This is a genomic window from Streptomyces yatensis, assembly GCF_018069625.1.
GTDB lineage: Bacteria > Actinomycetota > Actinomycetes > Streptomycetales > Streptomycetaceae > Streptomyces > Streptomyces yatensis.
The window spans coordinates 6430272-6451041 of sequence record NZ_CP072941.1 but is presented as its reverse complement, the minus strand read 5'-3'; the positions used below and the strand labels follow the sequence as shown (position 1 = coordinate 6451041).

Genomic DNA, 20770 nt, shown 5'->3' with positions numbered 1-20770 from the left:
GGGAAGTGGGTGTCCGCACAAGGCGTACTTCACAGCGAGGGCTACGAGTGCAACGCTTCGTGATCGAATGCTTCGCGCCAAGTTCCCATGTCGACATAGTGGCGGGTGGTGAACTGGTCACGGCGACCACACGCGACACAGTAGATTCGATCTTGGCCATGACCGGCGGGGGAACCGTTCAGGACCGAGGGGAAACGTGCAGGACCGAGAGGACGCGACCACCGAGGGGGGCTTAGTGCCATGAGCCAGGACTCCACGACCGTACCGGAGACCTCGCGCAAGCTCTCCGGACGCCGGCGACGAGAAATCGTCGCGGTGCTGCTGTTCAGCGGCGGCCCCATCTTCGAAAGCTCCATCCCGCTCTCCGTCTTCGGTATCGACCGGCAGGACGCCGGAGTCCCTCGGTACCGATTGCTGGTGTGCGCGGGCGAAGATGTGCCACTGCGAACGACTGGCGGACTGGAACTGACCGCACCATACGGCCTGGAGGCACTCTCCCGGGCCGGCACCGTCGTCGTACCGGCCTGGCGGTCGATAACCCAGCCGCCACCGGCCGCCGCGCTCGACGCGCTGCGCCGCGCGCACGAGGAGGGCGCGCGGATCGTGGGCCTGTGCACCGGGGCCTTCGTACTGGCCGCCGCCGGGCTGCTGGACGGCCGCCCGGCGACCACCCACTGGATGTACGCACCGACACTCGCCAAGCGCTACCCGTCGGTCCATGTGGACCCCCGCGAGCTCTTCGTCGACGACGGTGACGTACTGACCTCGGCGGGCACCGCCGCCGGGATCGATCTATGCCTGCACATCGTGCGCACCGACCACGGCGCGGACGCCGCAGGCGCCCTCGCCCGGCGCCTGGTCGTCCCGCCACGCCGCAGCGGAGGGCAGGAGCGCTATCTGGACAGGTCGTTACCAGAGGAGATCGGGGCGGATCCGCTCGCCGAGGTGGTGGCGTGGGCGCTCGAGCATCTGCATGAGCAGTTCGACGTCGAGGCCCTGGCGGCGCGCGCCTATATGAGCCGCAGAACCTTCGACCGCAGGTTCCGCTCGCTCACTGGGAGCGCTCCACTGCAGTGGCTGATCACCCAGCGGGTACTGCAGGCGCAGCGGCTCCTGGAGACCTCCGACTACTCGGTCGACGAGGTCGCCGGCCGCTGCGGCTTCCGTTCGCCGGTCGCGCTGCGCGGGCACTTCCGGCGGCAGCTGGGGTCCTCCCCGGCCGCCTACCGGGCCGCGTACCGCGCCCGCAGGCCCCAGGGCGGGCCGGCGGAGCGCACGGACCGCCCCGACCGCCTGGAGCGGCTGGAGCGGGCCGACCGGCCCGACCGCGCCGAGGTGATCGAACCCCGCTCGGGCGACCACTCCCTGCCGCTGCGGCGACAGGGCGCGCCCGGCGGTCCCACCGGTCACTCGGGGCATCCACCGCACCACCATCACGCTCCGCATCCGGACCCTGGCAAACCGGAGTCGGACGCCTACGCCCCACGTCTGCCCGAACAGGCCGCCGGCCGCGCTCCGGGCCGTCCGTCCCTGCCCGGCCAGCGGGAACGCCCCGTAGGGTGAGACGTATGAACGATCGCATGGTGTGGATCGACTGCGAGATGACCGGGCTCTCGCTGGCGAACGACGCGCTTATCGAGGTGGCCGCGCTGGTCACGGACTCCGAGCTCAACATCCAGGGCGAGGGAGTGGACATCGTTGTCCGCCCCCCCGCGGAAGCGCTGGTCACCATGCCCGAGGTGGTGCGCGAGATGCACACCACCTCCGGCCTGCTCGCCGAGCTCGAGGGCGGGACCACGCTCGAGGATGCCCAGGACCAGGTCCTGGCCTACATCCGCGAGCACGTCCCCGAGGCCGGCAAGGCCCCGCTGTGCGGAAACTCGGTCGGCACCGACCGGGGCTTCCTCCTCCGGGACATGCCGACGCTCGAGAGCTACCTCCACTACCGGATCGTCGACGTCTCCTCGATCAAGGAGCTGGCCCGCCGCTGGTATCCGCGGGCCTACTTCAACAGCCCCAAGAAGAACGGCAACCACCGCGCGCTCGCGGACATCCACGAGTCCATCGCCGAGCTGCGCTACTACCGTGAAGCGGTCTTCGTCCCCGCGCCCGGCCCGGACTCGGACACGGCGAAGACCATCGCGGCCAAGCACGTCCTGCCCGCCCGCCAGACCTGACCCGGGCCGGCCCGACCCGGTGCTCGCTCCCGACACCCCGAAAGCCGGGAGCGAGCACCCCTTCGGACCCTGTACACTTTTTCTCGGCCGGTGCGGAAAGCGCCGGTCGTGGTGGGTATAGCTCAGCTGGTAGAGCACCTGGTTGTGGTCCAGGATGTCGCGGGTTCGAGTCCCGTTACTCACCCTCTGCGAAGAGGCCGCTGACCTGTGTAAGTGGGACAGCGGCCTCTTTCTCGTATCTCCCTGCGGCCGATCTCCCCACGGCCGCGCCCGGAGTCAGTTCAGGGCCTCGATGGCCTTCAGGATCAACGCCCTCGCCTCGCCCCCGTACACGGCCATGCCGCGCAGCTCCTCGAACGCCTTCAGATACAGCGCGACCTCCGAGGGCTGGGTGATCCGTACCCTGGCGGACACCAGCTCCATGGACACCAGCTTGTCGTCATACACGTGAAAGGTCTCGCGTGGCCACTGGCAACGCAGGCGCGCGGCTGCCGGGATAATGCCCAGGGACACTGTGGGGATCGCGCCAGCAGTGAGGAGGTAGCCGAGCTGGGCTGCCATCGCATCGATGTCGGCGATCTGGCAATGCAGAACGGACTCTTCGATGAGCAGGGCAAAGCGGCGGCCAGGGTCGTGGATAACTCGCGAGCGGTCGACCCGGGCACGCGCGGCTTCGGTGCTGTCGTCAACAGGGAGTTCACGGAAACGGGCTGCCGCCCCGAGAACGCTGACCGCATAGCCCTCGGTCTGCAGTAGACCAGGGACGAGCGTGGACGAGTACACGCGGAAATGGCTCGTGGTGCGGAAGAGCTTGCCGGTGTTCTCCTGTAGCCCCGTAAGGCCCCTGCGGATCTGGTGACGCCACTCCGTGTACATCGACTCGGCGTTCACCGATTGCACGATGATGTCCTGCACCTGCGACTGTGCACCGATGGCAGCGCACCACTGGCGGATGTCCTTGGCCGTGGGGCCGGTGATCGCGTTCTCGATACGGGACGTCTTGGAGTGGTGCCAGCCGCACCGGTTTGCCAGCTCGGTGATCGTCAGTCCTGCCTCTTTGCGGAGGTCGCGCAGTCGTCCAGCGACAGCCTCGCGAGCGTCCTGGGCAGACGAGGATGGGGAGACAGGCATGAGCTGGCTTACCGATGCTTTCTACTAGTGGAGCTCGTACTGCTCGTGCGGGATGGCCGCGGCCCATACCTCGTCAAATGCGGCGGCGCACAGTTTGGCGGCGGCGGGATCGTCTGAGACGTCCTGGCCCGCCGATCCGCCGTCGCCAGTGAAGTGGTTCCACCGGATGATGCGGCTGTCGAAGAGCCAGAAGTCATTGCCGGGCAGGGCGATGTCGGACGCGCGGCGCCGTGGAAGCCAACGCACCTGTTCGCCTGCCGCGATGTTGGTGAAGGTGCCGGAATGCTCGAAGCGGATGTATTCGCTGACTGGCTCCGACACGATCCGGGCGCGGCGCACCACGACGCCGCGGGCAACGGTGTCCTGGATCAGGTCCAGCCACGGCCGCCACCAGGAGGCCCGGTCTGCCGGGTCATCGGCCGTCAGGCAGCTTGGTCTGCGGCTGCGGAAGACCGCCTCTTCTGGGGTGGGGATGTCGTAGGCGGCTGGTATCTGCGAGGTACTCGATTCGCCTCGGTCCAGGTGGTCGCGTGCAGCGCGAACCGCATCCGCCCGACCATGCCGTGCCCGATGCACTGACGACCGCATCAAGCCCCGCCGGGTGTCGCCCCCATGGCGTATCGAGGCGGCTCACACGGCCGGGACCCACACCGCTTTCCTCGGCGTACTGGATCAGCATGGATGGGGATCTTGGTGATGTCAGGGCGTCACGGGAAGGCTAGCGAGGTGCCGCGAGTACGTCCCGGAGTACGTTCGCGAGCGTGACGCGGGCCAGCTCGCGCCTCAGGGTCTCCTCGATGCCCTCGTAGACGCCCTGCATCGCCGGCTGGATGCCGTAACCCACCACGCATCCCTGGTCCGGGGTGGTGCGGTGCATCCCGAACAGCGGTCCGGGTTCCACTGCCTCGTACACGTCGAGCAGGGTCATCGACTCCAGCTCGCGCGCCAGCGACCAGCCCGCGCCCACGCCCCGCCGGGACTCCACGAGCCCGGCCCTGCGCAGCTCGCCGAGCAGCCGTCTGATCACCACGGGGTTGGTGTTCGCGCTGGTCGCGATCTGTTCGGAGGTGGCGACCTCATGGCCCTGGCGCTGGTAGAGACCGATCCAGGCCAGCGCATGGGCGGCGATGGTCAACCTGCTGTTGGCACTCATGAACCCCTCCTCTCGGCCGCAACGCTTTATGTTACGACAGCCCAGTCGTAACAGTGAAGGTTGCAACAGGCTGTCGTAACAATTAATGTTGCGACTGTCGGGAAGCGTCAATCAACGAGGTGAGAAGAATGAGCAAGCCACTCACGGGCAAGGTCGCCCTGGTCACCGGGGGATCGCGCGGACTGGGAGCCGCGACCGTACGACTGCTGGCCGAGCAGGGCGCCGACGTCGCCTTCACCTATGTCAGCTCCGAGAAGCAGGCGCAGGCTGTCGTCGACGAGGTGCGCGGCAAGGGAGCGAACGCCGTCGCCTTCAAGTCCGACCAGGCGGACACGAGTCGGGCGCCGGCGCTGATCGACGACGTGGTCGCGCATTTCGGCGGCCTGGACATCCTCGTCAACAATGCGGCGATCTCCGCGGCCGGCACGGTGGACGACCCTGACGCCGACACCGCCGCGCTGGACCGGATGCACGCCACCAACTACCTCGGTGTGATCGCCGTCATCCGGGCCGCCTCCCGAGTGCTGCGCGCGGGCGGCCGCATCGTCACGGTGAGTTCCGGACTGGGCTCCCGGGTCGGTGTCCCGGGAGCTGCCGACTACTCGGCGACCAAGGCAGGGATCGAGAGGTACACCATGGGGGCCGCACGAGACCTCGGGCCCCGGGACATCACGGCCAACGTCGTGGAGGCCGGACTGATGGACGGCGGCATGGACGCGCCGGACCCCGAGACCCTCAAGACCCTGGTCAGCTCGCTGTCCCTGCAACGCCTGGGTCGCCCCGAGGAAATCGCCGCGGCGATCGCCTTTCTGGCGAGCCCCGCCGCGTCGTACGTCACGGGCGCGGTGCTGGACGCCCACGGTGGCTACAACGCCTGAACCCGAACCCCTGCAGCGCGCCCCGAAGGACATCGCGCCTTCGGGGCGCGCACCGCCGACGGCCCGCGCTCCTGGCAGTGCTCGGGCGACCCGCCCCGTCGACACCGGCTGGCGGCGACATGTCCCGCCGTATCCCTCCACACCAGGCCAGACGACCGATACAGTGCTCATCCCCCCACACACAGCGCATCAGCACGCACTCAGGGGGGAACCATGCGCACTCGCGCCATCGCACTCACCGCCGCCATCCTCTGCCTGCCGCTCACCGCATGCGGCAACGAGGGCAGCAAGATCAGCACCAGCCCCAAGGTTCAGTCCTCCTCGCCGGCCGCAACCACCAGCGAGGCCGCAGACCCCGCGCGGACACCGGCCGCAACAGACGAACCCGAGCAGGCCCAAGACGCCCGCGTCGGCGACACGCTCACCCTCTCGGGCCAGAACGACGGCGACAAGCTCGACGTCACCGTGAAGAAGTGGCTGGACCCCGCCAAGAGCGCCGACGAGTTCACCGCGCCCGGGTCCGGCAAGCGCTGGGTCGCTGTTCAACTTCAGCTCACCAACACCGGCACCACCGTCTACAGCGACAGTCCGTCCAACTGCGTCCAGGCCGCTGACAGTGAAGGCCAGCGGTTCGACGCCACGTTCGGCGACATCACGGCCGGGCCACAGATGACATCCGACCTCAAACTCCCCGCAGGCGACAAGGCACTCGGCTGGATCGTCATCGAGGTGCCCAAGACGTCGAAGGTCGCCACGCTGCAATTCACGATGAACAGTGGCTTCGCCGACGAGACCGGCCAGTGGAAGATCGGCTAGCCCCCATCACGCCGAAGCGCCCTCTCACCTGGCCGCAGGTGAGAGGGCGCTTCGGCGTGTCCGGCGTCAGCTCGGCAGCGGAAGCTCCGCGAGCATCACGGCGAAGAGCGGAGAGTCCGCGGACGGGGCGCCGTACGCGAAGCCCACTGCCTTGTCGCCGTCGAACGCGATCACTCAGGAGAACTCCGGGTTGCCGCCCCAGTGGTCCACGAACCAGGAGAAGCGCTGGTTGAACTCGTCGTCCATCGCGTCCGCATAGGCCCCGGCGTGTACGTCGATCAGCGTCTGGCGGATCTCCGGGAAATCCGCGTGGGTGAAATGGCGGGCGTCCAGACCAGCGGCACTCAAGATCGGCTCCATTCGGTTCGGTAGCGGTCTCCCCACTCTCGGGCGACGCCCGCGTCGGGGGCGAGAGTGATCAAGTCGCGGTAGAAGTCACCGAGAAGTGAGCGCATTCGGCCAGGGATCGCGCTGGTGCATGCGACCGTACTGACGACGCTACGAAGCGGGCCCGGCAGGCAACAGAGCGCGATGGAAACACCGACCGGCGTGCGGTGACTTCCCGCGGGGCGCAGTCAGTCACCGGTGGGCGGCTGCACGTCCCCCGTCGTCCCTGGGCCCCACGGACCCCGTGCGTTCACGTCAGTCCCGTGTCGCGCCCGCTGGCCAGACCCTCTCCACGGGTACACCTGTCCTCTCCGCATAGGACACGACGTCCGCAGTGCCGCCGTATCCGCGAGCGGGTTGTCCGTCCCAGACGGCGATCAGCTTGTCCACCACACCCACGAGGATCTCACTGGCCGCTTGGTGAGCCTCCGAGGTGGACTCCTTGAGACCGGTCGAATGGGTCTCGGAAGCGCGCATGAGCAGGGCGTCATAGGCGGGGTGGTGCCAGGTGGGAAGGCCGGCGCGGTACTCGTCTGCCGGGATCACCACTTCGATCTGCCCTCTGTGGTCCAGAACGAACTCGGCGAACCAGGAGTCCGGACCGTCCGCGATGCACGAGACCCCGACCAGATCATCGCTGCCGTACTTCCGGACCACTACCGCGAGAGCGGTACGAACCAGGTTCCCGCTGTCCTTGGGCAGCCCCCGGTGCCCGGTGATCCCCAGTCGCATAGCCTCATCCTTCCGCTCACTGCTCACTGCTCACTGCTCACTGCTCACTGCTCACTGCTCACTGCTCACTGCTCACTGCTCACTGCTCACTGCTCACTGCTCACTGCTCACTGCTCACAGATAGATTCCGTGCAAGCGCTCGTCGAACTCCCTGACCACTTGTGGCTTGTTGGCCGAGGTGAAGGATCGGCGCAACGCGCGGGACCGCTCCACGATCCGTCCGGATCGATAGCGCACGCCCGTCTCCAATGCCCTGGTCGCCAGGGAGAATGCTCCGTCGAACCGCCCCGAGACCAGGTGAGCGGAGGCGAGATCGAGCATGATCAGGGCCCGCTGCTTCTCATGTCCGGAGGTCATGGCCTCGCCCGCCTCGTCCTGGGCTGCCCTGACCCATTCAGGGAGCCCGAGTCGCGCTCCGCAGGTCAAGCGCATGGCCGCGACCTTGGCGCCGTTGAACGTGAACATCCAAGGCCAGGGCGCGGGGTCCTCGGTGGACACCTGCTCGGCAGCCTTGGCTGCCTGGGCCAGGGCCCGGTCCGACATCCGGGCATCACCCGCTACGGCATGCGCCAGGGTCTCGGAGGCGCTCAGCCACGCGGTGGCCGTGGCGATGGGTCGTTCTTCGAGCCGGCTACGGACCTGGTTGAGGAGGTTCAGGCTTTGCACGGCATTGCCGGCATGAGCCTCGAACTGGGCGAGGGAGCCGAGTTGATAGGCGGCCAGGAGGCGGTCTCCGGAGCTGCGGGCCGCCTTGATGGCGTTCCCGTACCAGGTCCTGGCGGAACCGTAGTCACCCATGTCCCAGGCCAGCCATCCGGCCAAGCTCGCGACCTCGCTCCCGACCGCGGCAAGGCGATACCTGGCCTCCTGGTTGTCAGCCTCGCTGGCGATGGTCTGTGCGAGGCGAAGGTGGGCGAGTACGGGCTCCTGAAGCTGTCTGGACGGCGTTGTGCCGTCGAGACGCCGGAACGCCGTCGTGGCGAGCCTGAGGCTGGCTGCCTGGCCTCCGTCGCCGCCTTGATGACGGTGCGCCATGGAGGCCGGGGTGAGTATCGGAGCAGCGACTATCGCCGCCGACCCGTGAAGGAAGGTGCGCCTTTCCACGTCTGATCCGTCCACATCGGCGGTCTGGACCGCGGGTTGATCGGCGAGGCCGACCAGCCGCAATGGGATGTTCAGGTGGGTGGCCACCCTCGCCAAGAGGGTCATGTTGTAGGTCGCGGCGCCGTGCGCCTCCAGTCGCGAGATCGCGGACTGGCTCAAGCCACACGCCTGCCCCAACTGCTTCTGGGAGAGCCGCGCATCGACCCGGACGAGCTTGACCACACGCCCGTAGTCACCGCTGCGCGATGCGTCTCGTACCGCTTGAGTCGACCGGTTCATTGCTCTGGTTCCCCCCGACACCTTGGTACCTCGCCGCGAAGTGATTCCGCCAAGCGCATGCGCACAACGCATAACCGTATGCACAGGACGGGTCACGTTTGGTACAGACAGCATGTCTCACGCTTCAGTCGTCCCACCACATTCACGGACCGTAGAGGCATCTCCATGGGGGAGCGCTGATGACCGTGACCGCTACACCTCGCCCCACGGGGCACCCCGGATACTCCCAGACCATGCGCCGCTTACCGGCGAGCGCGGAAGCGGCCCGCAAGCTGGTGCGGACCGCATTGGCCGCCTGGGGCCAGGAGGACTTGATCGAGGACGCCGAGCTGGTGATCACCGAGCTGGTCTCCAACGCCGTCGACCACGCCCGTCTGGAGTCGATCCGGGTCGTCGTCAGCAGACCGTCCGAGAAATTCGTCCGCCTCGGGGTCGTGGATAGGTCCCGCAATGTTCCCTTCCTGCGGACGGACTCCAACGGCGACAACACCCGAGGCCGGGGGCTGCTGTTGGTCGACGCCCTCACGGACCGGTGGGGGACGGACCGGTACCGCTGGGGCAAGCAGGTCTGGGGTGAGCTGAGGTGCGATTGATCATCCGCCGCGCCGAGCACCGGCCGCACGGCCGACCGCGTGACCTCACCGCAGCGGCCCATCCCCGGCGGTGAGGCTCCCGAAAAGCAGTGGAGCAGCGCCGCCGTGCGCCATTACTGTGCTGCCGGACCAAGTCGCCCAGTCAAGGACGTGCCGTTGTACACCCTGTGAGACCTCCCGAGTGCTGATTCGTCGCGCGTCGCGCATGTGCGCCGCGCTCCTTTCTGCTGCGGATTTCTCACTGAAACCGGTGTACTTCTGTGCTCAAAAACTGGGTGGTCATGCCCACCTGCCTGCCGCTCGTCCTCCGCCGCTGCCACGCGTGCGCGTCCGAGCGCTTCCGGACAAGCGGCAAATTTCGCGTCAACGCGAACCACAAGCTCATCGACGCCTGGCTCCTCGCGCTCTGTACCACGTGCGGGGAAACCGCAAAGCTCACGGTCCTGGAGCGGATGCATGTGCGGTCCGTACGGCCTGAGCTGCTGGACCGGCTGCATGCCAACGACCCTGGTCTGGCAGCTGAGCTGCTCCAGGATCCGGTTGTGCGGCGCCGCCATCGCATCGCCCTCGACTGGGACAACGCCTGGCGCCTCGACACCGGCGGTTCGGATCACCTGGACCGCGACGTGATCGACGTCTCGGTCCGCTTTGCGGCGCGGATTCCCGTCCGGCCGGTACGGCTGATAGCGGAAGGGTGCGGACTCTCACGGGCCGAGACCGAGAGACTGATCACGGAGGGGAAACTCGTTTCGGCAGTCCGGCTGAACGGCAAGTTCTCCGGCGACTTCACCTTCACGCTCAAGCGCTGAGCCTCCTCGGGACCAGGGGTCTGTCCGGCACGATCCGCCGGGCATGCCCCTGGCCGCGGCTCGGGCCGCACCTCCTCCGAAGCGGGGGCGCGAGGAACTTCCGCCCCGGCTGGGTGAATTGGTTCGGGCAGCGATGCGCGCGGCGGGATACGGGGAACCATGAAGGTCCTCTTCGGCGTGGCACATGGCGAAGGCGGTCGTCCCGTCAGAAGCGAGGTGTCGCGTCCCGATGAAGCGCAAGACCAGAATCCTCCTGGCGGGCCTGGCGTCCGTGGGCGGCGCCGTCGTCGGCGCGGGCATGGTGCACAACCGGCGGCCCGATCGCAGGGAACGCCTTCAGGTCACGGTCTACAGCGAGCCCGGCTACACGGGCCGCTGGGAGAGGCTGACCTGGAACGGCGGCAAGCGCGAGGTCGTCCCGCTCAACCGGATGAAGCTGCCGCGCATCGGCTCGATCAGGCTGGACCGGCTGGTCTACCGCTTCCAGCCCGATGTGCGGCTGCCGAACCCGTACTTCCTGTGGCACGCCCTCACCGAGCGCCTGGCCTCCTCGGACTCCTCGGACCCCGAGGAGGGCATCGTCGGCTTCATCGCCATGCACGAGCTCGCCGGCATGTTCTCGATGGGCTTGTGGGAGCCGGTCCGTGAGTCCGAGGCGCGGTCGGGGGTGCGGCTCTGGGCCGGGCGCCCGGCGCGTGACCCGGGGGGCCCTTCCGGTAAGGCGGCTTCCGGTGAGGCGGCTTCCAGGGGCTCGCGCTGGCACGACGTCCTGGCCAACACGCCCGACCTCGGCTCCTGGAGCACCCGCGCCCGCTACCTCGAACTCGACTATCACGGCGGGAGCGGCGCCCGACGCTGACCGGCCGTCCGCCTCAGCCGTCGCGGTGGATCAAGCGCTTTGCGGAACGCACGCGGTCTCGCCGTCGACCATGCCGTCGCCCGCGGCCATGAGGGCCTCCAAGTGGTCGCGGGCCTTGGCCAGGTCGGCGATCTGGGCGTTCATACGGTCGCGTTCGGAGGTCAGGCGGGCGCGCATGGCGGGGGTGGCGACGCCGGTGTGCATGCAGGGGACGAGTTCACGGATGGTCTTGCTGGACAGGCCCGCGGCGTAGAAGCACTGGATCATCAGGACGTGGGCGACCGCGGTGTCCGGGTAGTGGCGCTGGCCGCTGGGGCTGCGCTCCGAGGTGAGCAGGTGCTGCTCCTCGTAGTAGCGCAGCGCTCGCACACTGACGCCGGTCCGGGCGGCGAGTTCGCCTATACGCACCATGACTCCTACCTCTGACGTCAAGGGTCGTTTCAGCGTAGTCGAGGTGTGGTGCGGCGGGGCCGGACCTCGCTCGGGCGGGAGCGTCAGTGCGCTGTCGGTTTCCCACCGCCGACGGACTCGTCGACGACGTGCTTGCGCCGGGCCTCGTCCTCGACGAGCAGGGAGAGGAGCGAGGCCACGGGGAGTCCGGCCTCGGCCGGGTGGCGCAGGACCTTCCCCGGCTCGATGCGGTAGGTGTTCGTACGCCCCTCACGGGTGTGGGACAGATATCCGTCCTGCTCCAGGTCGGCGATGATCTTTTGCACGGCACGCTCCGTCAGCCTGCAGTGCGCAGCGATGTCGCGAATCCGTACATTCGGGTCATCGGCGATCGCGGCCAGCACGCGGGCGTGGTTCGTCAGGAACGTCCATCCGATGTGTGATTCAGGCAGTCCTCCCATGGCCTCATGATATTGCCAAAGCGATGATGCATCTGGAAACATGAATCGCGCTTCGTGTAAAAGAAGTCGTGTAATGGTAGCCCGACGACTCGAAGGGAGACAGACAGATGCACGCACGAGAGGTCTCCTCACCCGAGCCCGGACACCGCTCGCCGTACCGGCCCATACACGAGGCGGCACCCGTGGTGTCAGCCGCGCCGACACCGTCGCTCCCGTCCCCCGCACCCTCGACCACCCTCATCACCGACAGCTACCAGGAGGGACCCCGAAAGGTTGCCGTGGTCCGGGGCGAAGTGGACTACGAGACCGCCCCCGCGTTGTCCGCCGCCCTGCGCGACGCCCTCCGCGCGTCCGCCGAGGGCGTCGACGTGGACCTGAGCGGGGTGGGGTTCTGGGACTGCTCGGGCCTCAACGCGCTGCTGAGGCTTCGCCGAGAGGCGCTCGCACACGGCAAGACGGTCACCGTACGCTCCCCGAGTCGCGCGGTCAGGCGAGTCCTCACCCTGACCGGCACATCACCGCTGTTCCTGCCCCCGCGTCCCTGCCGTCGGGCCACCGAGGGTCGCTCGGTCACGCCTCCATCTCGTCTTTGACGGCCTCGGCGATTCGGGTCAGCGTCCTGGTGAGAGTGTCCACGGCGGTGGCCTTGTCGATGCCCAGGCCGGTCAACACGCCCGCGCCGTCCTCGTGTTCGAGGAGGGCGAGGAGGATGTGCTCGGTGCCGATGTAGTTGTGGCCCAGCCGCAGGGCCTCGCGGAAGGTGAGCTCCAGGACCTTGCGGGCGCCCGCGTCGTACGGGATGAGCTCGGGCACCTCCTCGGCGGCCGGCGGAAGGGCCTCGGTGGCCGCCTGGCGGACGGTGTCGAGCAGGACGCCCTGGGCGAGGATCGCCTTCGCGGCGAGGCCGTCCGGGTCGTGGAGGAGGCCCAGGACCAGGTGCTCGGCGCGCACCTCGCCGTTGGACGCCGCACGGGCCTCGTTCGCCGCCGCCATCACGGCGTTCCGCGCCCGTGGGGTGTAGCGGCTGAAGCCCTGGCTGGGGTCGAGGTCCGACGGCTCGCCGGGCGCCTTGGGGACGAAGCGCTTCTGGGCCGCCTGCCGCGTCACCCCCATGCTCTTGCCGATGTCGGTCCAGGAGGCGCCGGAGCGGCGGGCCTGGTCCACGAAGTGGCCGATGAGGTGGTCGGCCACCTCATCGAGGTGCTCGGCGGCGATCACCGCGTCGGTGAGCTGCTCGAGAGCGTCGGCGTGGACCTTCTTGATGGCCTCGATCAGATCGTCGAGGCGTACGGGATGACTGAGTCCGACTGGTTTCGTCATGCGTCAACCATAGGTTGACACTTCGGGAAGCGTCAACGTTGGGTTGACAGTCAATCCACATCACCGGAGCCCGCCCCGCGGGACCGCCTGGCCCGGTGCTCGTGGTGCGACCCGTGCGACCCGTGCCACCCGTGCGGCCGGTGCGACCGGTGCGGGGGCCAGAACGACGTCCACGTGAACTTGTCGCCGCCCACCCACCGGACCACGTCCGGATCGTCCAGATCGACGTCGTCCAGCCCGACCTCCCGGGCGATCTCGATGACGTCCAGGACCGAGTGCGCCTTGCCCGCCAGCTCACCGGCGATCTCGACCAGACGGTACGGGGGGTCGTTCTGCTGCACGCCGAGCACCACGATCGGAGGCCGGTGAATGCGCGGGGCCTGGGATTCGGTCATATGTCCCAGGCTGCTCCCCACGCCCTCACACCGCACCTCGGAAACGCCGGACGCGTGAGCCCGCCGCCCCCACGCGGCACCACGGCGGGGCCCCCGGTCCCGGGAGCCCCGCCGTCGCGCGATGGTGACTACTCGAACGCGCGCTGGTGACTACTCGAAGAGGTCCGCGTACGACCCCATCGCCAGCGCGATATCCGCCTGGGCCCAGAACCGGTGGTAGGTGAAGCTGGGCACCGCGCCGCCCTTCAGATACGCCTCGACCTTCGACCAGGCCGGATCGTTCTTGTAGAAGGAGCGGATCGACTGGAAGGTGGAGCCGGAGTCGATCTTGTCACCGTTCGGCATGGTCCCCGTCCAGCCGCTGGGGACGTAGACCGGGTCGTCGAAGCGGTTGTAGTCGGCGCGGGACTCGGGGACCGCGATCCCGAGGGCGTCCTGGTCGTTGTTCCACATGCCGTCCAGCAGCGCCTTCGCGGTGTCCCTGGCCCGGGTGTCGCCGGACTTGGCGGCGTAGTAGGACAGGGTCTTGGCGTACGCGGCCGCCACGCCCACGTCATTGGTGTAGTCGGCGACGGTGACGTGCAGGCCCGCGTTGGCGCCGGGGCTGGAGGCGTTCCAGGTGTCGGGCCGGCCGGACCACTGGAGGGTGGACGGGATCTGGTAGGTGCCGTCGGCGTTGACGGTGGTCTTGGACAGCGCCCACTTGACCCACTTGTCCAGGACCGTCTTCGCCGAGGCATCACCGGTGCGGTTGTAGTACTCCGCGACCCGCTCCATGGACCACGCCTGGAAGCCGAACCACTGGTTGGACGGCGGATCGTGGTAGACGGGCTTCTCGTCGTAGTACATGCCGTAGAAGGTGGACGTGCCCGACGGCGGTGTGGCGTAGCGGCCCTGCCAGCTGTTGGTCGCGCCGCCCGCGATGGCGCCCTCGCTGGACTGCAGCCAGCGGTAGAACTCCAGCTGGCGCCCCAGGCTGGTGGACCAGTCGCTCGCGCCCGTCGCCGACTTGGGCTTGAGGTCGGCGTACGAGCTCAAGGCCCAGGCCGCCATCGGGTTCTGGTAGCCGCCGTGGGCGTGGCTGGAGCCGATGCGCCAGGACCAGCCCGCGGAGGTGTCGGTGGCGCCGCCCCAGGCGTAGTACCAGGACAGCAGGTAGTGGGAGCTGTTCTTGCCGCTGCCGGCCGGGCAACCGGTCTCGCCGACGCAGTTGCCGATCTTCTTGAAGTACTTGTCGTACATCGCGTAGCGCAGATAGTCGCCCATCTTGGCGGCCTTGGCGATGTTGCCGGAGATCTGGCCGCCCTTGCCCTGCGCCTTGGCCCACTCCGAGGCCCAGTAGGCGGCCTGGACGACGCGGGCGTCGGCGTCGGGGGCGTTGGTGAACTTCCACTGCTTGGCGTACGAGGCGTCGCCGGTGAACAGGTCCAGGTAGCCGTTCTTGCCGCCGTACTTGAAGCCGTCGCAGGTGGGCTGGGTCACGGTCTCCCAGACCGACTCCTGCGGGCCGCGCTGGAAGGTGTTGACATAGCTCGGGCCGGTGTCGCTCGGGCCCGCCTCGCACTTGCCGGGCGCGTTGCCGTAGCCGTAGACGTTGTCGACGTCCTGGATCCAGTGCATGCCGTAGATGTCATCGGTGCCGTACGCGCTCCTCAGCTCGGCGGCGATGGGGTCGTTGCCGACCGGCACATTGCCGTTGAGCTGCGAGGGGTACTGGGAGGGCTGGTCCCATTCGGGCGCGTAGGTGGCCGGCTTCGAGGCGTTGTAGAAGCTGTTGGTGGGCTGGTCGGCGTGGGTGGGGATCATGTACTTCTCCATGATGTCCCACGCGTTGTTGAACTTGGACCAGTCGCCGGTGACCTTGCCGTACATCGCCTGCAGCCAGATCAGATAGCTGTACGCCTCGGAGGTCGTCTCATGGCCGTGGTCAGGGGCCTCGACGATCAGGGTCTCCACCGAGTGGTACGGAATGCCCTCGGGCGAGAAGTAGCCCGCCGAGGGTGCGGTGATCTTGCCGTAGAGGTCCAGGAACCGGGCGTCGTAGACCTTCGCGGCGGCCAGCTGGGTGACGGTGACCTCGGCCTTGGTGTGGCCGGCGGCGGTCACCGTGAAGGTGGCGGCGCCGGTCCCGCTGGTGGCGGCGGCCACGGTCACCTGCTGGGCGGTGTCCCAGTTGGCGGGGGTGAAGGTGAGGGTGGCGCCCGAGGAGATCGTCAGCCCGGTGTTGCCCGAGGTGCGGGCCACGGAGACGGTGACGTCTCCGGAGGGCTTGGTGGACAGCTTGACGCCGAACGTCCCGCTCTTGCCCTGCTGCACCCCGAGCTGACCGGGGCTCGCCACCAGCGCGGGACCGGCCGCCACATGGATGCCGACGGGGGTGGACTCGGCGGAGGCGCCCTGGCTGTCGTACGCCTTGGCGTAGAGCGAGTAGTCGCCCGCCGGGACGTCCTTGTGGTCGAAGGCGTACGGGGAGGTGGTGTCGGTGCCCAGGAGCTTGGTGTCGCTGTAGAACTCGACCTTGGTGATCGTCGCCCCGTCGGCCGCCGCGGCCGTGGCCGTCATCGGAACGGTGCCGCCGGAGGTGAAGACAGCGCCGGGGGACGGGCTGCTCAGCACCGCGATGGGCGGCTGATGGGCGCCCCGGCATGCCACGCCGTTGACGGCGAACGAGGTGGGGGCGGCGTTGGTGCCGCTGTAGGTGAACTGGGCGCCGGTGGTGACATTGCCCCCGGCCGCGATCTTCGCGTTGTGCCCGGCGTTGGTGACGGTGACGGTCTTGCCGGACTGTGACCAGCTGCCGTTCCAGCCGTTGCTCAGCTTCTGGTTGCCGGCGTAGTCGTAGGTCAGCGTCCAGCCGTCGATGGCGTCGGTGCCGGGGTTGGTGAGGGTGAGGTCGGCGGTGAAGCCGGAGCCCCAGTCGTTGGTCTTGTAGTCGACCCCGCACTGGACCGCCGCGGCGTGAGCGGGGGCGGCGCCGCCCGCCGCGGTCATGGCCACGGGGAGCGAGAGCGCGGCGGCCAGGGCGGTCACCAGCCGTCTCATGCGTCGTCGTGCCCCGAGCCGTGCGCCTGAGAGCCGTGCCCTCGAAAATCGGGCGCCGGATAAGGGGGAGCCACGCTGTACGCGCATCGGGGGACCTCCTCGCGGTTCGTGCGGGTGGTGGGGGAAAGTGCGAACCAGTGGGAGCGCTCCCAAGGTTCGGGTCAGCCCGATGAGGTGTCAAGTCTTTGAACAACACCCGGTGCTCAGAGGTCTTCTACCGATAACTCCGTGAACGGGGACTGTTGACATGAGCTTGTCGAGCGCTACCTTCACTTTCAACCAGTGGGAGCGGTTCCAGCAGTCTGCGCCGTATCGAACGGCGCTTGGACCCCAAGGAGTCGCTCCATGCGAGCACCCCCGCGCCTTTATGCCTTGGTGGCCGCCGCGGTCTTATCCGTGGTGGGCGCCGCCCTGGTGCCCACCACCGCCACCGCCTCGGCTGCGAGCGCATCGGCCACGACCACCGCGTCGGTCGCCCCGGCCGACGCGCCGTCCAAGCCGCTCCGCCCGAACACCGCCGCCGCACCCCCGAAGCTGCGCGCCTCGGGCAACAAGCTCGTCGACGAGAACGGCGCCACCCGGCGGCTGCTCGGCGTCAACCGCTCCGGCGGTGAGTTCATGTGCGTCCAGGGCTACGGCATCTTCGACGGCCCCGTGGATGACGCCTCCGTCAAGGCCATCGCGGACTGGAAGGTCAACGGGGTCCGGATCCCGCTCAACGAGGAGTGCTGGCTGGGCCTGTCCCATATCAACCCGGCCTACGGAGGGGCCAACTACATCACGGCGGTCAAGGCACTCGTCGCCCGGCTGGAGGCCCATGGCATCACGCCCATCGTCGAACTCCACTGGTCCCACGGCACCTACACCGGTGGGGACAGCCACTGCCCCGGCACCGCGTACGCCACCTGTCAGAAGCCGATGCCGAACGCGCAGTACACCCCGGCCTTCTGGAGCTCGGTCGCCCAGACCTTCAAGAGCGACCGGGCCGTGGTCTTCGACCTGTTCAACGAGCCGTTCCCGGACCGCGCCACCTCCGACCTGACGGCGGCGTGGAAGTGCTGGCGCGACGGCGGGAGCTGCCCCGGAATCGACTTCCAGGTCGCCGGGATGCAGACCCTGCTGAACGCCGTGCGGACCGCGGGTGCCAAGAACCTGGTCCTGATCCCCGGCGTCGCCTACTCCAACGATCTGCGCCAGTGGCTGACGTACAAGCCGAAAGACCCGGCGGGCAATCTCGCCGCCGCCTGGCACACCTACAACTTCAACACCTGCTCGAGCGAGAGCTGTTTCGACGAACAGCTCGCCCCGGTCATCGCCCAGGTCCCGTTCGTGGCGGGCGAGATCGGCGAGAACACCTGCTCCCACGGCTATATCGACCGGGTCATGGCCTGGCTGGACGCCAAGGGCGCCTCGTATCTGGGCTGGACCTGGAACACCTGGGACTGTTCCTCGGGCCCGTCTCTGATCAGCGATTACAACGGCACGCCGACCAACTTCGGCGTGGGACTCCGTGATCACCTGAAGGGAATGCAATGAGCCGCAGAATCCGAATGGCGGGCACCTTGCTCGCCGCCTCCGCGCTGACCATGGGGGCGCTGACCGGTGTGGCCTCCGCCCAGGTGGACAGCGGCAGGGCGGCCGCCGCGAAGGTCGACAACCCGTACGCGGGCGCCAAGGTGTACGTGAACCCCGACTGGTCGGCGAAGGCCGCCGCCGAACCGGGCGGCAGCAAGATCTCCAACCAGCCCACCGGCATCTGGCTGGACCGGATCGCCGCGATCAACGGCACGGGCGGCGCGATGGGGCTGCGCGCCCACCTCGACAAGGCGCTGCAGCAGTCGGCCGGCAGCCCGACCGTCGTCCAGTTAGTGGTCTACGACCTGCCCGGCCGTGACTGCTCCGCGCTGGCGTCCAACGGCGAGCTGGGCCCGACCGAGATCGACAAGTACAAGACGCAGTTCATCGACCCGATCGCGGCGATCCTCTCCGAGTCGAAGTACGCCAACTCCAATCTGCGGATCGTCACCACGATCGAGATCGACTCGCTGCCCAACCTGGTCACCAACACCGGCGGCCGTCCCACCGCGACCCCGCAGTGCGACACCATGAAGGCCAACGGCAACTATGTGAAGGGCGTCGGCTACGCCCTGAACAAGCTGGGCGCCATCGGCAACGTCTACAACTACGTGGACGCGGGCCACCACGGCTGGATCGGCTGGGACGACAACTTCAACCCCACCGCCCAGGTGCTCAAGCAGGCCGCGACGGCCGAGGGCAGCACGGTCGACAAGGTGGCCGGCATCATCGTCAACACGGCCAACTACAGCGCCCTGAAGGAGAACAACTACACCGTCAACGACTCGGTCAACGGGACCACCGTGCGCCAGTCGAAGTGGGTGGACTGGAACCGGTACGTGGACGAGCTCTCCTTCGCCCAGGCGTTCCGCCAGGAGCTGGTCAACGTCGGCTTCCCGAGCAACGTCGGCGCGCTGATCGACACCTCCCGCAACGGCTGGGGCGGCAGCGCCCGGCCCAGCGGCCCCGGTGCGAAGACGGACGTGGACACGTACGTCAACGGCGGGCGCTACGACCGCCGGATCCACATCGGCAACTGGTGCAACCAGTCCGGCGCCGGGCTCGGTGAGCGGCCCAAGGCGGCACCGGCATCGGGGATCGACGCGTATGTGTGGATGAAGCCCCCGGGCGAGTCCGACGGCTCCAGCTCCGCGATCCCGAACGACGAGGGCAAGGGCTTCGACCGGATGTGCGACCCGACGTACACCGGCAACCCGCGCAACGGCAACAACATGTCGGGCGCGCTGGGGAACGCTCCGCTGTCGGGCCACTGGTTCTCGGCCCAGTTCCAGGAGCTGCTGAAGAACGCCTATCCGGCGCTGTAAGCGCCTGGCCCGTCCCCTGAGGTGGGGCCGGTGGTCGCGAAGACGCGACCACCGGCCCCACACGCTTTGCCCCTCAGGACGACTCGCGCCGCACCAGCTGGGTAGGAAGGACCATCTGCGGCCGCTTGGAGGTGCGGTCCGTCAGCCCCCCGATCTCCTCCAGCAGCACCCGCACCATCGCCCGGCCCATCTCCTCCGTGGCCTGCCGGACGCTGGTGAGCGGAGGGTCCATGTGGCGGGCGACGGCCGAGTCCTCGAAGCCGACCAGCGCCACATCGTCCGGGACGCGGCGTCCGCTCTCGCGCAGCACCTGCCGGGCGCCCGCGGCCATCACGTCCGAGGCGGCGAAGACCCCGTCCAGCTCCGGGCGCTGGTCGAGCAGTTGGCGCATGGCCCGGCGGCCGCCCTCCTCGGTGAAGTCCGCGGAGGCCACCAGCTCCGGTTCCACCTCCCGGCCGGCCGCGCGGACCGCGGCGCCGTAGCCCTCCAGGCGGCACTGTGCGACATACATGTCCAGCGGTCCGGTGATGGTGGCGACCGTCGAGCGGCCGCGGCCGATGAGGTGTTCCACGGCGGACTGGGCGCCCCCGGTGTTGTCCGAGTCGACGTACGGCACGGATTCGTGCGCGGAGCGGCGGCCGCTGAGCACCGCGGGCATCTCGATCCGCTCCAGCAGGTCCGGCAGCGGATCGTCCGCGTGCACGGAGACCAGCAGCACCCCGTCGACCCGGTGTGCGGAGAGGTAGTCCGCGAGCCGCTGCCGTTCCTTGGGGGTGCGGATGAGGGTCAGCAGCAGCTGCAGATCGGTGTCGGCGAGTTCGGCGCCGACGCCGCGGATGATGTCGGAGAAGTACGGTTCGGCGAAGAGCCGGGTCTCGGGCTCGGGGATGACCAGGGCGACGGCGTCGGCACGGTTGGCGGCGAGCGCGCGGGCCACCCGGTTGGGCACATAGCCGAGTTCGGCGACGGCCTGCTCGACGGCCGTCCGGGTGCGGTCGCTGACCCGCGGCGAACCGTTGATCACGCGGGAGACGGTGCCGCGGCCGACTCCGGCACGGGCCGCCACTTCCTCGAGGGTCGGCCGTCCCCGCCCCGCGCCATGCCGCCGCGTTCCTGCCATATCGCGCCTCCAGCCGTCCGTACCCCGCAGCTCCAACCCCCCAATGGGCGGCCGCGGGGCCATTCAACAGCAGTGTGGTTTCGGGAAGTTGTTTCGCGCGCTCCCTTGACACCCCAGCGGGGAGCCGCGACCCTTCAACACATCACAGCTGGGAGCGCTCCCACAGTACCTGAGCCATACACAACCCGCACGATGTCCACCCGGCTCGATGCATCTCAAAGAAC

At 68.5% G+C, this 20770-nt stretch carries 22 protein-coding genes and 1 tRNA gene; 11 read left to right on the top strand and 12 right to left on the bottom strand.

What is annotated here, in order from left to right; all coding sequences use genetic code 11:
- The first annotated feature begins 240 nt into the window (after positions 1–240).
- From J8403_RS27220 to J8403_RS27210, 3 genes are all read left to right on the top strand, one after another.
- A complete protein-coding gene (locus J8403_RS27220) occupies positions 241–1563 on the top strand; it encodes a helix-turn-helix domain-containing protein (protein WP_059142079.1) in 1323 nt (440 codons plus the stop codon).
- A 5-nt stretch (positions 1564–1568) separates the two neighbouring features.
- Complete coding sequence (gene orn / locus J8403_RS27215) at positions 1569–2177, top strand: oligoribonuclease (RefSeq protein WP_059142078.1); 609 nt, start codon at positions 1569–1571, stop codon at positions 2175–2177.
- A gap of 111 nt (positions 2178–2288) precedes the next feature.
- A tRNA-His gene (locus J8403_RS27210) sits at positions 2289–2361 on the top strand.
- 92 nt (positions 2362–2453) lie between these two features.
- Here J8403_RS27210 and J8403_RS27205 read toward each other — a convergent pair.
- The 3 genes from J8403_RS27205 to J8403_RS27195 form a co-directional block, all read right to left on the bottom strand.
- Entirely contained in the window at positions 2454–3308 is an 855-nt protein-coding gene (locus tag J8403_RS27205; protein WP_211125462.1) for a helix-turn-helix domain-containing protein, read from the bottom strand.
- 24 nt (positions 3309–3332) lie between these two features.
- Entirely contained in the window at positions 3333–3884 is a 552-nt protein-coding gene (locus J8403_RS27200) for a DUF6879 family protein (protein WP_343245309.1), read from the bottom strand.
- A 142-nt stretch (positions 3885–4026) separates the two neighbouring features.
- Complete coding sequence (locus J8403_RS27195; protein ID WP_211125461.1) at positions 4027–4461, bottom strand: Rrf2 family transcriptional regulator; 435 nt, start codon at positions 4459–4461, stop codon at positions 4027–4029.
- A gap of 128 nt (positions 4462–4589) precedes the next feature.
- Here J8403_RS27195 and J8403_RS27190 point away from each other — a divergent pair, with 128 nt between their 5' ends.
- Entirely contained in the window at positions 4590–5339 is a 750-nt protein-coding gene (locus J8403_RS27190; protein WP_211125460.1) for an SDR family NAD(P)-dependent oxidoreductase, read from the top strand.
- A gap of 213 nt (positions 5340–5552) precedes the next feature.
- Positions 5553–6155: a DUF4352 domain-containing protein gene (locus tag J8403_RS27185; RefSeq protein WP_211125459.1), complete on the top strand. Its 603-nt coding sequence runs from the start codon at positions 5553–5555 to the stop codon at positions 6153–6155.
- A 174-nt stretch (positions 6156–6329) separates the two neighbouring features.
- On the opposite strand, the gene J8403_RS43810 is transcribed toward J8403_RS27185, so the two are convergent.
- From J8403_RS43810 to J8403_RS27170, 3 genes are all read right to left on the bottom strand, one after another.
- Entirely contained in the window at positions 6330–6503 is a 174-nt protein-coding gene (locus tag J8403_RS43810) for a hypothetical protein (RefSeq protein ID WP_343245308.1), read from the bottom strand.
- Positions 6504–6797: 294 nt separating this feature from the next.
- Complete coding sequence (locus J8403_RS27175; RefSeq protein ID WP_211125458.1) at positions 6798–7274, bottom strand: hypothetical protein; 477 nt, start codon at positions 7272–7274, stop codon at positions 6798–6800.
- Positions 7275–7388: 114 nt separating this feature from the next.
- Positions 7389–8600, bottom strand: coding sequence for a helix-turn-helix domain-containing protein (locus J8403_RS27170; protein WP_246586008.1), 1212 nt, complete (start codon positions 8598–8600; stop codon positions 7389–7391).
- Positions 8601–8836: 236 nt separating this feature from the next.
- On the opposite strand from J8403_RS27170, the gene J8403_RS27165 reads away from it, so the two are divergent.
- From J8403_RS27165 to J8403_RS27155, 3 genes are all read left to right on the top strand, one after another.
- The gene (locus J8403_RS27165) at positions 8837–9250 is read left to right on the top strand and encodes an ATP-binding protein (RefSeq protein WP_211125456.1); all 414 of its coding nucleotides are present in this window, start codon (positions 8837–8839) and stop codon (positions 9248–9250) included.
- Positions 9251–9510: 260 nt separating this feature from the next.
- Positions 9511–10059: a DUF1062 domain-containing protein gene (locus tag J8403_RS27160; protein WP_211125455.1), complete on the top strand. Its 549-nt coding sequence runs from the start codon at positions 9511–9513 to the stop codon at positions 10057–10059.
- A gap of 229 nt (positions 10060–10288) precedes the next feature.
- Positions 10289–10918, top strand: a complete 630-nt coding sequence (locus tag J8403_RS27155) for a hypothetical protein (RefSeq protein ID WP_211125454.1) — start codon at positions 10289–10291, stop codon at positions 10916–10918.
- A 30-nt stretch (positions 10919–10948) separates the two neighbouring features.
- Here the strand turns inward: J8403_RS27155 and J8403_RS27150 are convergent, their stop codons facing one another.
- Together J8403_RS27150 and J8403_RS27145 are read right to left on the bottom strand one after the other, a co-directional pair.
- A complete protein-coding gene (locus J8403_RS27150) occupies positions 10949–11329 on the bottom strand; it encodes a MerR family transcriptional regulator (protein WP_211125453.1) in 381 nt (126 codons plus the stop codon).
- 83 nt (positions 11330–11412) lie between these two features.
- Positions 11413–11769, bottom strand: coding sequence for a helix-turn-helix transcriptional regulator (locus J8403_RS27145; RefSeq protein WP_211125452.1), 357 nt, complete (start codon positions 11767–11769; stop codon positions 11413–11415).
- 107 nt (positions 11770–11876) lie between these two features.
- Here J8403_RS27145 and J8403_RS27140 point away from each other — a divergent pair, with 107 nt between their 5' ends.
- A complete protein-coding gene (locus tag J8403_RS27140) occupies positions 11877–12362 on the top strand; it encodes an STAS domain-containing protein (protein WP_211125451.1) in 486 nt (161 codons plus the stop codon).
- On the opposite strand, the gene J8403_RS27135 is transcribed toward J8403_RS27140, so the two are convergent.
- The 3 genes from J8403_RS27135 to J8403_RS27125 all read right to left on the bottom strand — a co-directional run bounded on the left by J8403_RS27135 (position 12340) and on the right by J8403_RS27125 (position 16526).
- The gene (locus J8403_RS27135; RefSeq protein WP_211125450.1) at positions 12340–13089 is read right to left on the bottom strand and encodes a Clp protease N-terminal domain-containing protein; all 750 of its coding nucleotides are present in this window, start codon (positions 13087–13089) and stop codon (positions 12340–12342) included. The genes J8403_RS27140 and J8403_RS27135 overlap by 23 nt on opposite strands.
- Positions 13090–13139: 50 nt before the next feature.
- Entirely contained in the window at positions 13140–13484 is a 345-nt protein-coding gene (locus J8403_RS27130; protein WP_211125449.1) for a hypothetical protein, read from the bottom strand.
- 150 nt (positions 13485–13634) lie between these two features.
- Positions 13635–16526: a glycoside hydrolase family 48 protein gene (locus J8403_RS27125; protein ID WP_211125448.1), complete on the bottom strand. Its 2892-nt coding sequence runs from the start codon at positions 16524–16526 to the stop codon at positions 13635–13637.
- Between the two features lie 345 nt (positions 16527–16871).
- Between J8403_RS27125 and J8403_RS27120 the strand changes: the two genes are divergently transcribed.
- Entirely contained in the window at positions 16872–18062 is a 1191-nt protein-coding gene (locus J8403_RS27120) for a glycoside hydrolase family 5 protein (RefSeq protein WP_211125447.1), read from the top strand.
- Positions 18059–19426, top strand: coding sequence for a glycoside hydrolase family 6 protein (locus tag J8403_RS27115; RefSeq protein ID WP_211125446.1), 1368 nt, complete (start codon positions 18059–18061; stop codon positions 19424–19426). Before J8403_RS27120 ends, J8403_RS27115 begins: the two co-directional genes overlap by 4 nt.
- Before the next feature lie 73 nt (positions 19427–19499).
- On the opposite strand, the gene J8403_RS27110 is transcribed toward J8403_RS27115, so the two are convergent.
- Positions 19500–20546: a LacI family DNA-binding transcriptional regulator gene (locus J8403_RS27110; RefSeq protein WP_211125445.1), complete on the bottom strand. Its 1047-nt coding sequence runs from the start codon at positions 20544–20546 to the stop codon at positions 19500–19502.
- Positions 20547–20770: the final 224 nt, after the last annotated feature.

Bases quoted from the DNA above. Each gene is read 5' to 3' on its own strand.
- J8403_RS27120 (WP_211125447.1), top strand. From the start codon at position 16,872: ATGCGAGCACCCCCGCGCCTTTATGCCTTGGTGGCCGCCGCGGTCTTA.
- J8403_RS27205 (WP_211125462.1), bottom strand. From the start codon at position 3,308: ATGCCTGTCTCCCCATCCTCGTCTGCCCAGGACGCTCGCGAGGCTGTC.
- J8403_RS27110 (WP_211125445.1), bottom strand. From the start codon at position 20,546: ATGGCAGGAACGCGGCGGCATGGCGCGGGGCGGGGACGGCCGACCCTC.
- J8403_RS27140 (WP_211125451.1), top strand. From the start codon at position 11,877: ATGCACGCACGAGAGGTCTCCTCACCCGAGCCCGGACACCGCTCGCCG.
- J8403_RS27190 (WP_211125460.1), top strand. From the start codon at position 4,590: ATGAGCAAGCCACTCACGGGCAAGGTCGCCCTGGTCACCGGGGGATCG.
- J8403_RS27150 (WP_211125453.1), bottom strand. From the start codon at position 11,329: ATGGTGCGTATAGGCGAACTCGCCGCCCGGACCGGCGTCAGTGTGCGA.
- J8403_RS27175 (WP_211125458.1), bottom strand. From the start codon at position 7,274: ATGCGACTGGGGATCACCGGGCACCGGGGGCTGCCCAAGGACAGCGGG.
- J8403_RS27220 (WP_059142079.1), top strand. From the start codon at position 241: ATGAGCCAGGACTCCACGACCGTACCGGAGACCTCGCGCAAGCTCTCC.
- J8403_RS27115 (WP_211125446.1), top strand. From the start codon at position 18,059: ATGAGCCGCAGAATCCGAATGGCGGGCACCTTGCTCGCCGCCTCCGCG.
- J8403_RS27165 (WP_211125456.1), top strand. From the start codon at position 8,837: ATGACCGTGACCGCTACACCTCGCCCCACGGGGCACCCCGGATACTCC.
- J8403_RS27135 (WP_211125450.1), bottom strand. From the start codon at position 13,089: ATGACGAAACCAGTCGGACTCAGTCATCCCGTACGCCTCGACGATCTG.
- J8403_RS27125 (WP_211125448.1), bottom strand. From the start codon at position 16,526: ATGAGACGGCTGGTGACCGCCCTGGCCGCCGCGCTCTCGCTCCCCGTG.
- J8403_RS27130 (WP_211125449.1), bottom strand. From the start codon at position 13,484: ATGACCGAATCCCAGGCCCCGCGCATTCACCGGCCTCCGATCGTGGTG.
- orn (WP_059142078.1), top strand. From the start codon at position 1,569: ATGAACGATCGCATGGTGTGGATCGACTGCGAGATGACCGGGCTCTCG.
- J8403_RS27195 (WP_211125461.1), bottom strand. From the start codon at position 4,461: ATGAGTGCCAACAGCAGGTTGACCATCGCCGCCCATGCGCTGGCCTGG.
- J8403_RS27145 (WP_211125452.1), bottom strand. From the start codon at position 11,769: ATGGGAGGACTGCCTGAATCACACATCGGATGGACGTTCCTGACGAAC.
- J8403_RS27155 (WP_211125454.1), top strand. From the start codon at position 10,289: ATGAAGCGCAAGACCAGAATCCTCCTGGCGGGCCTGGCGTCCGTGGGC.
- J8403_RS27185 (WP_211125459.1), top strand. From the start codon at position 5,553: ATGCGCACTCGCGCCATCGCACTCACCGCCGCCATCCTCTGCCTGCCG.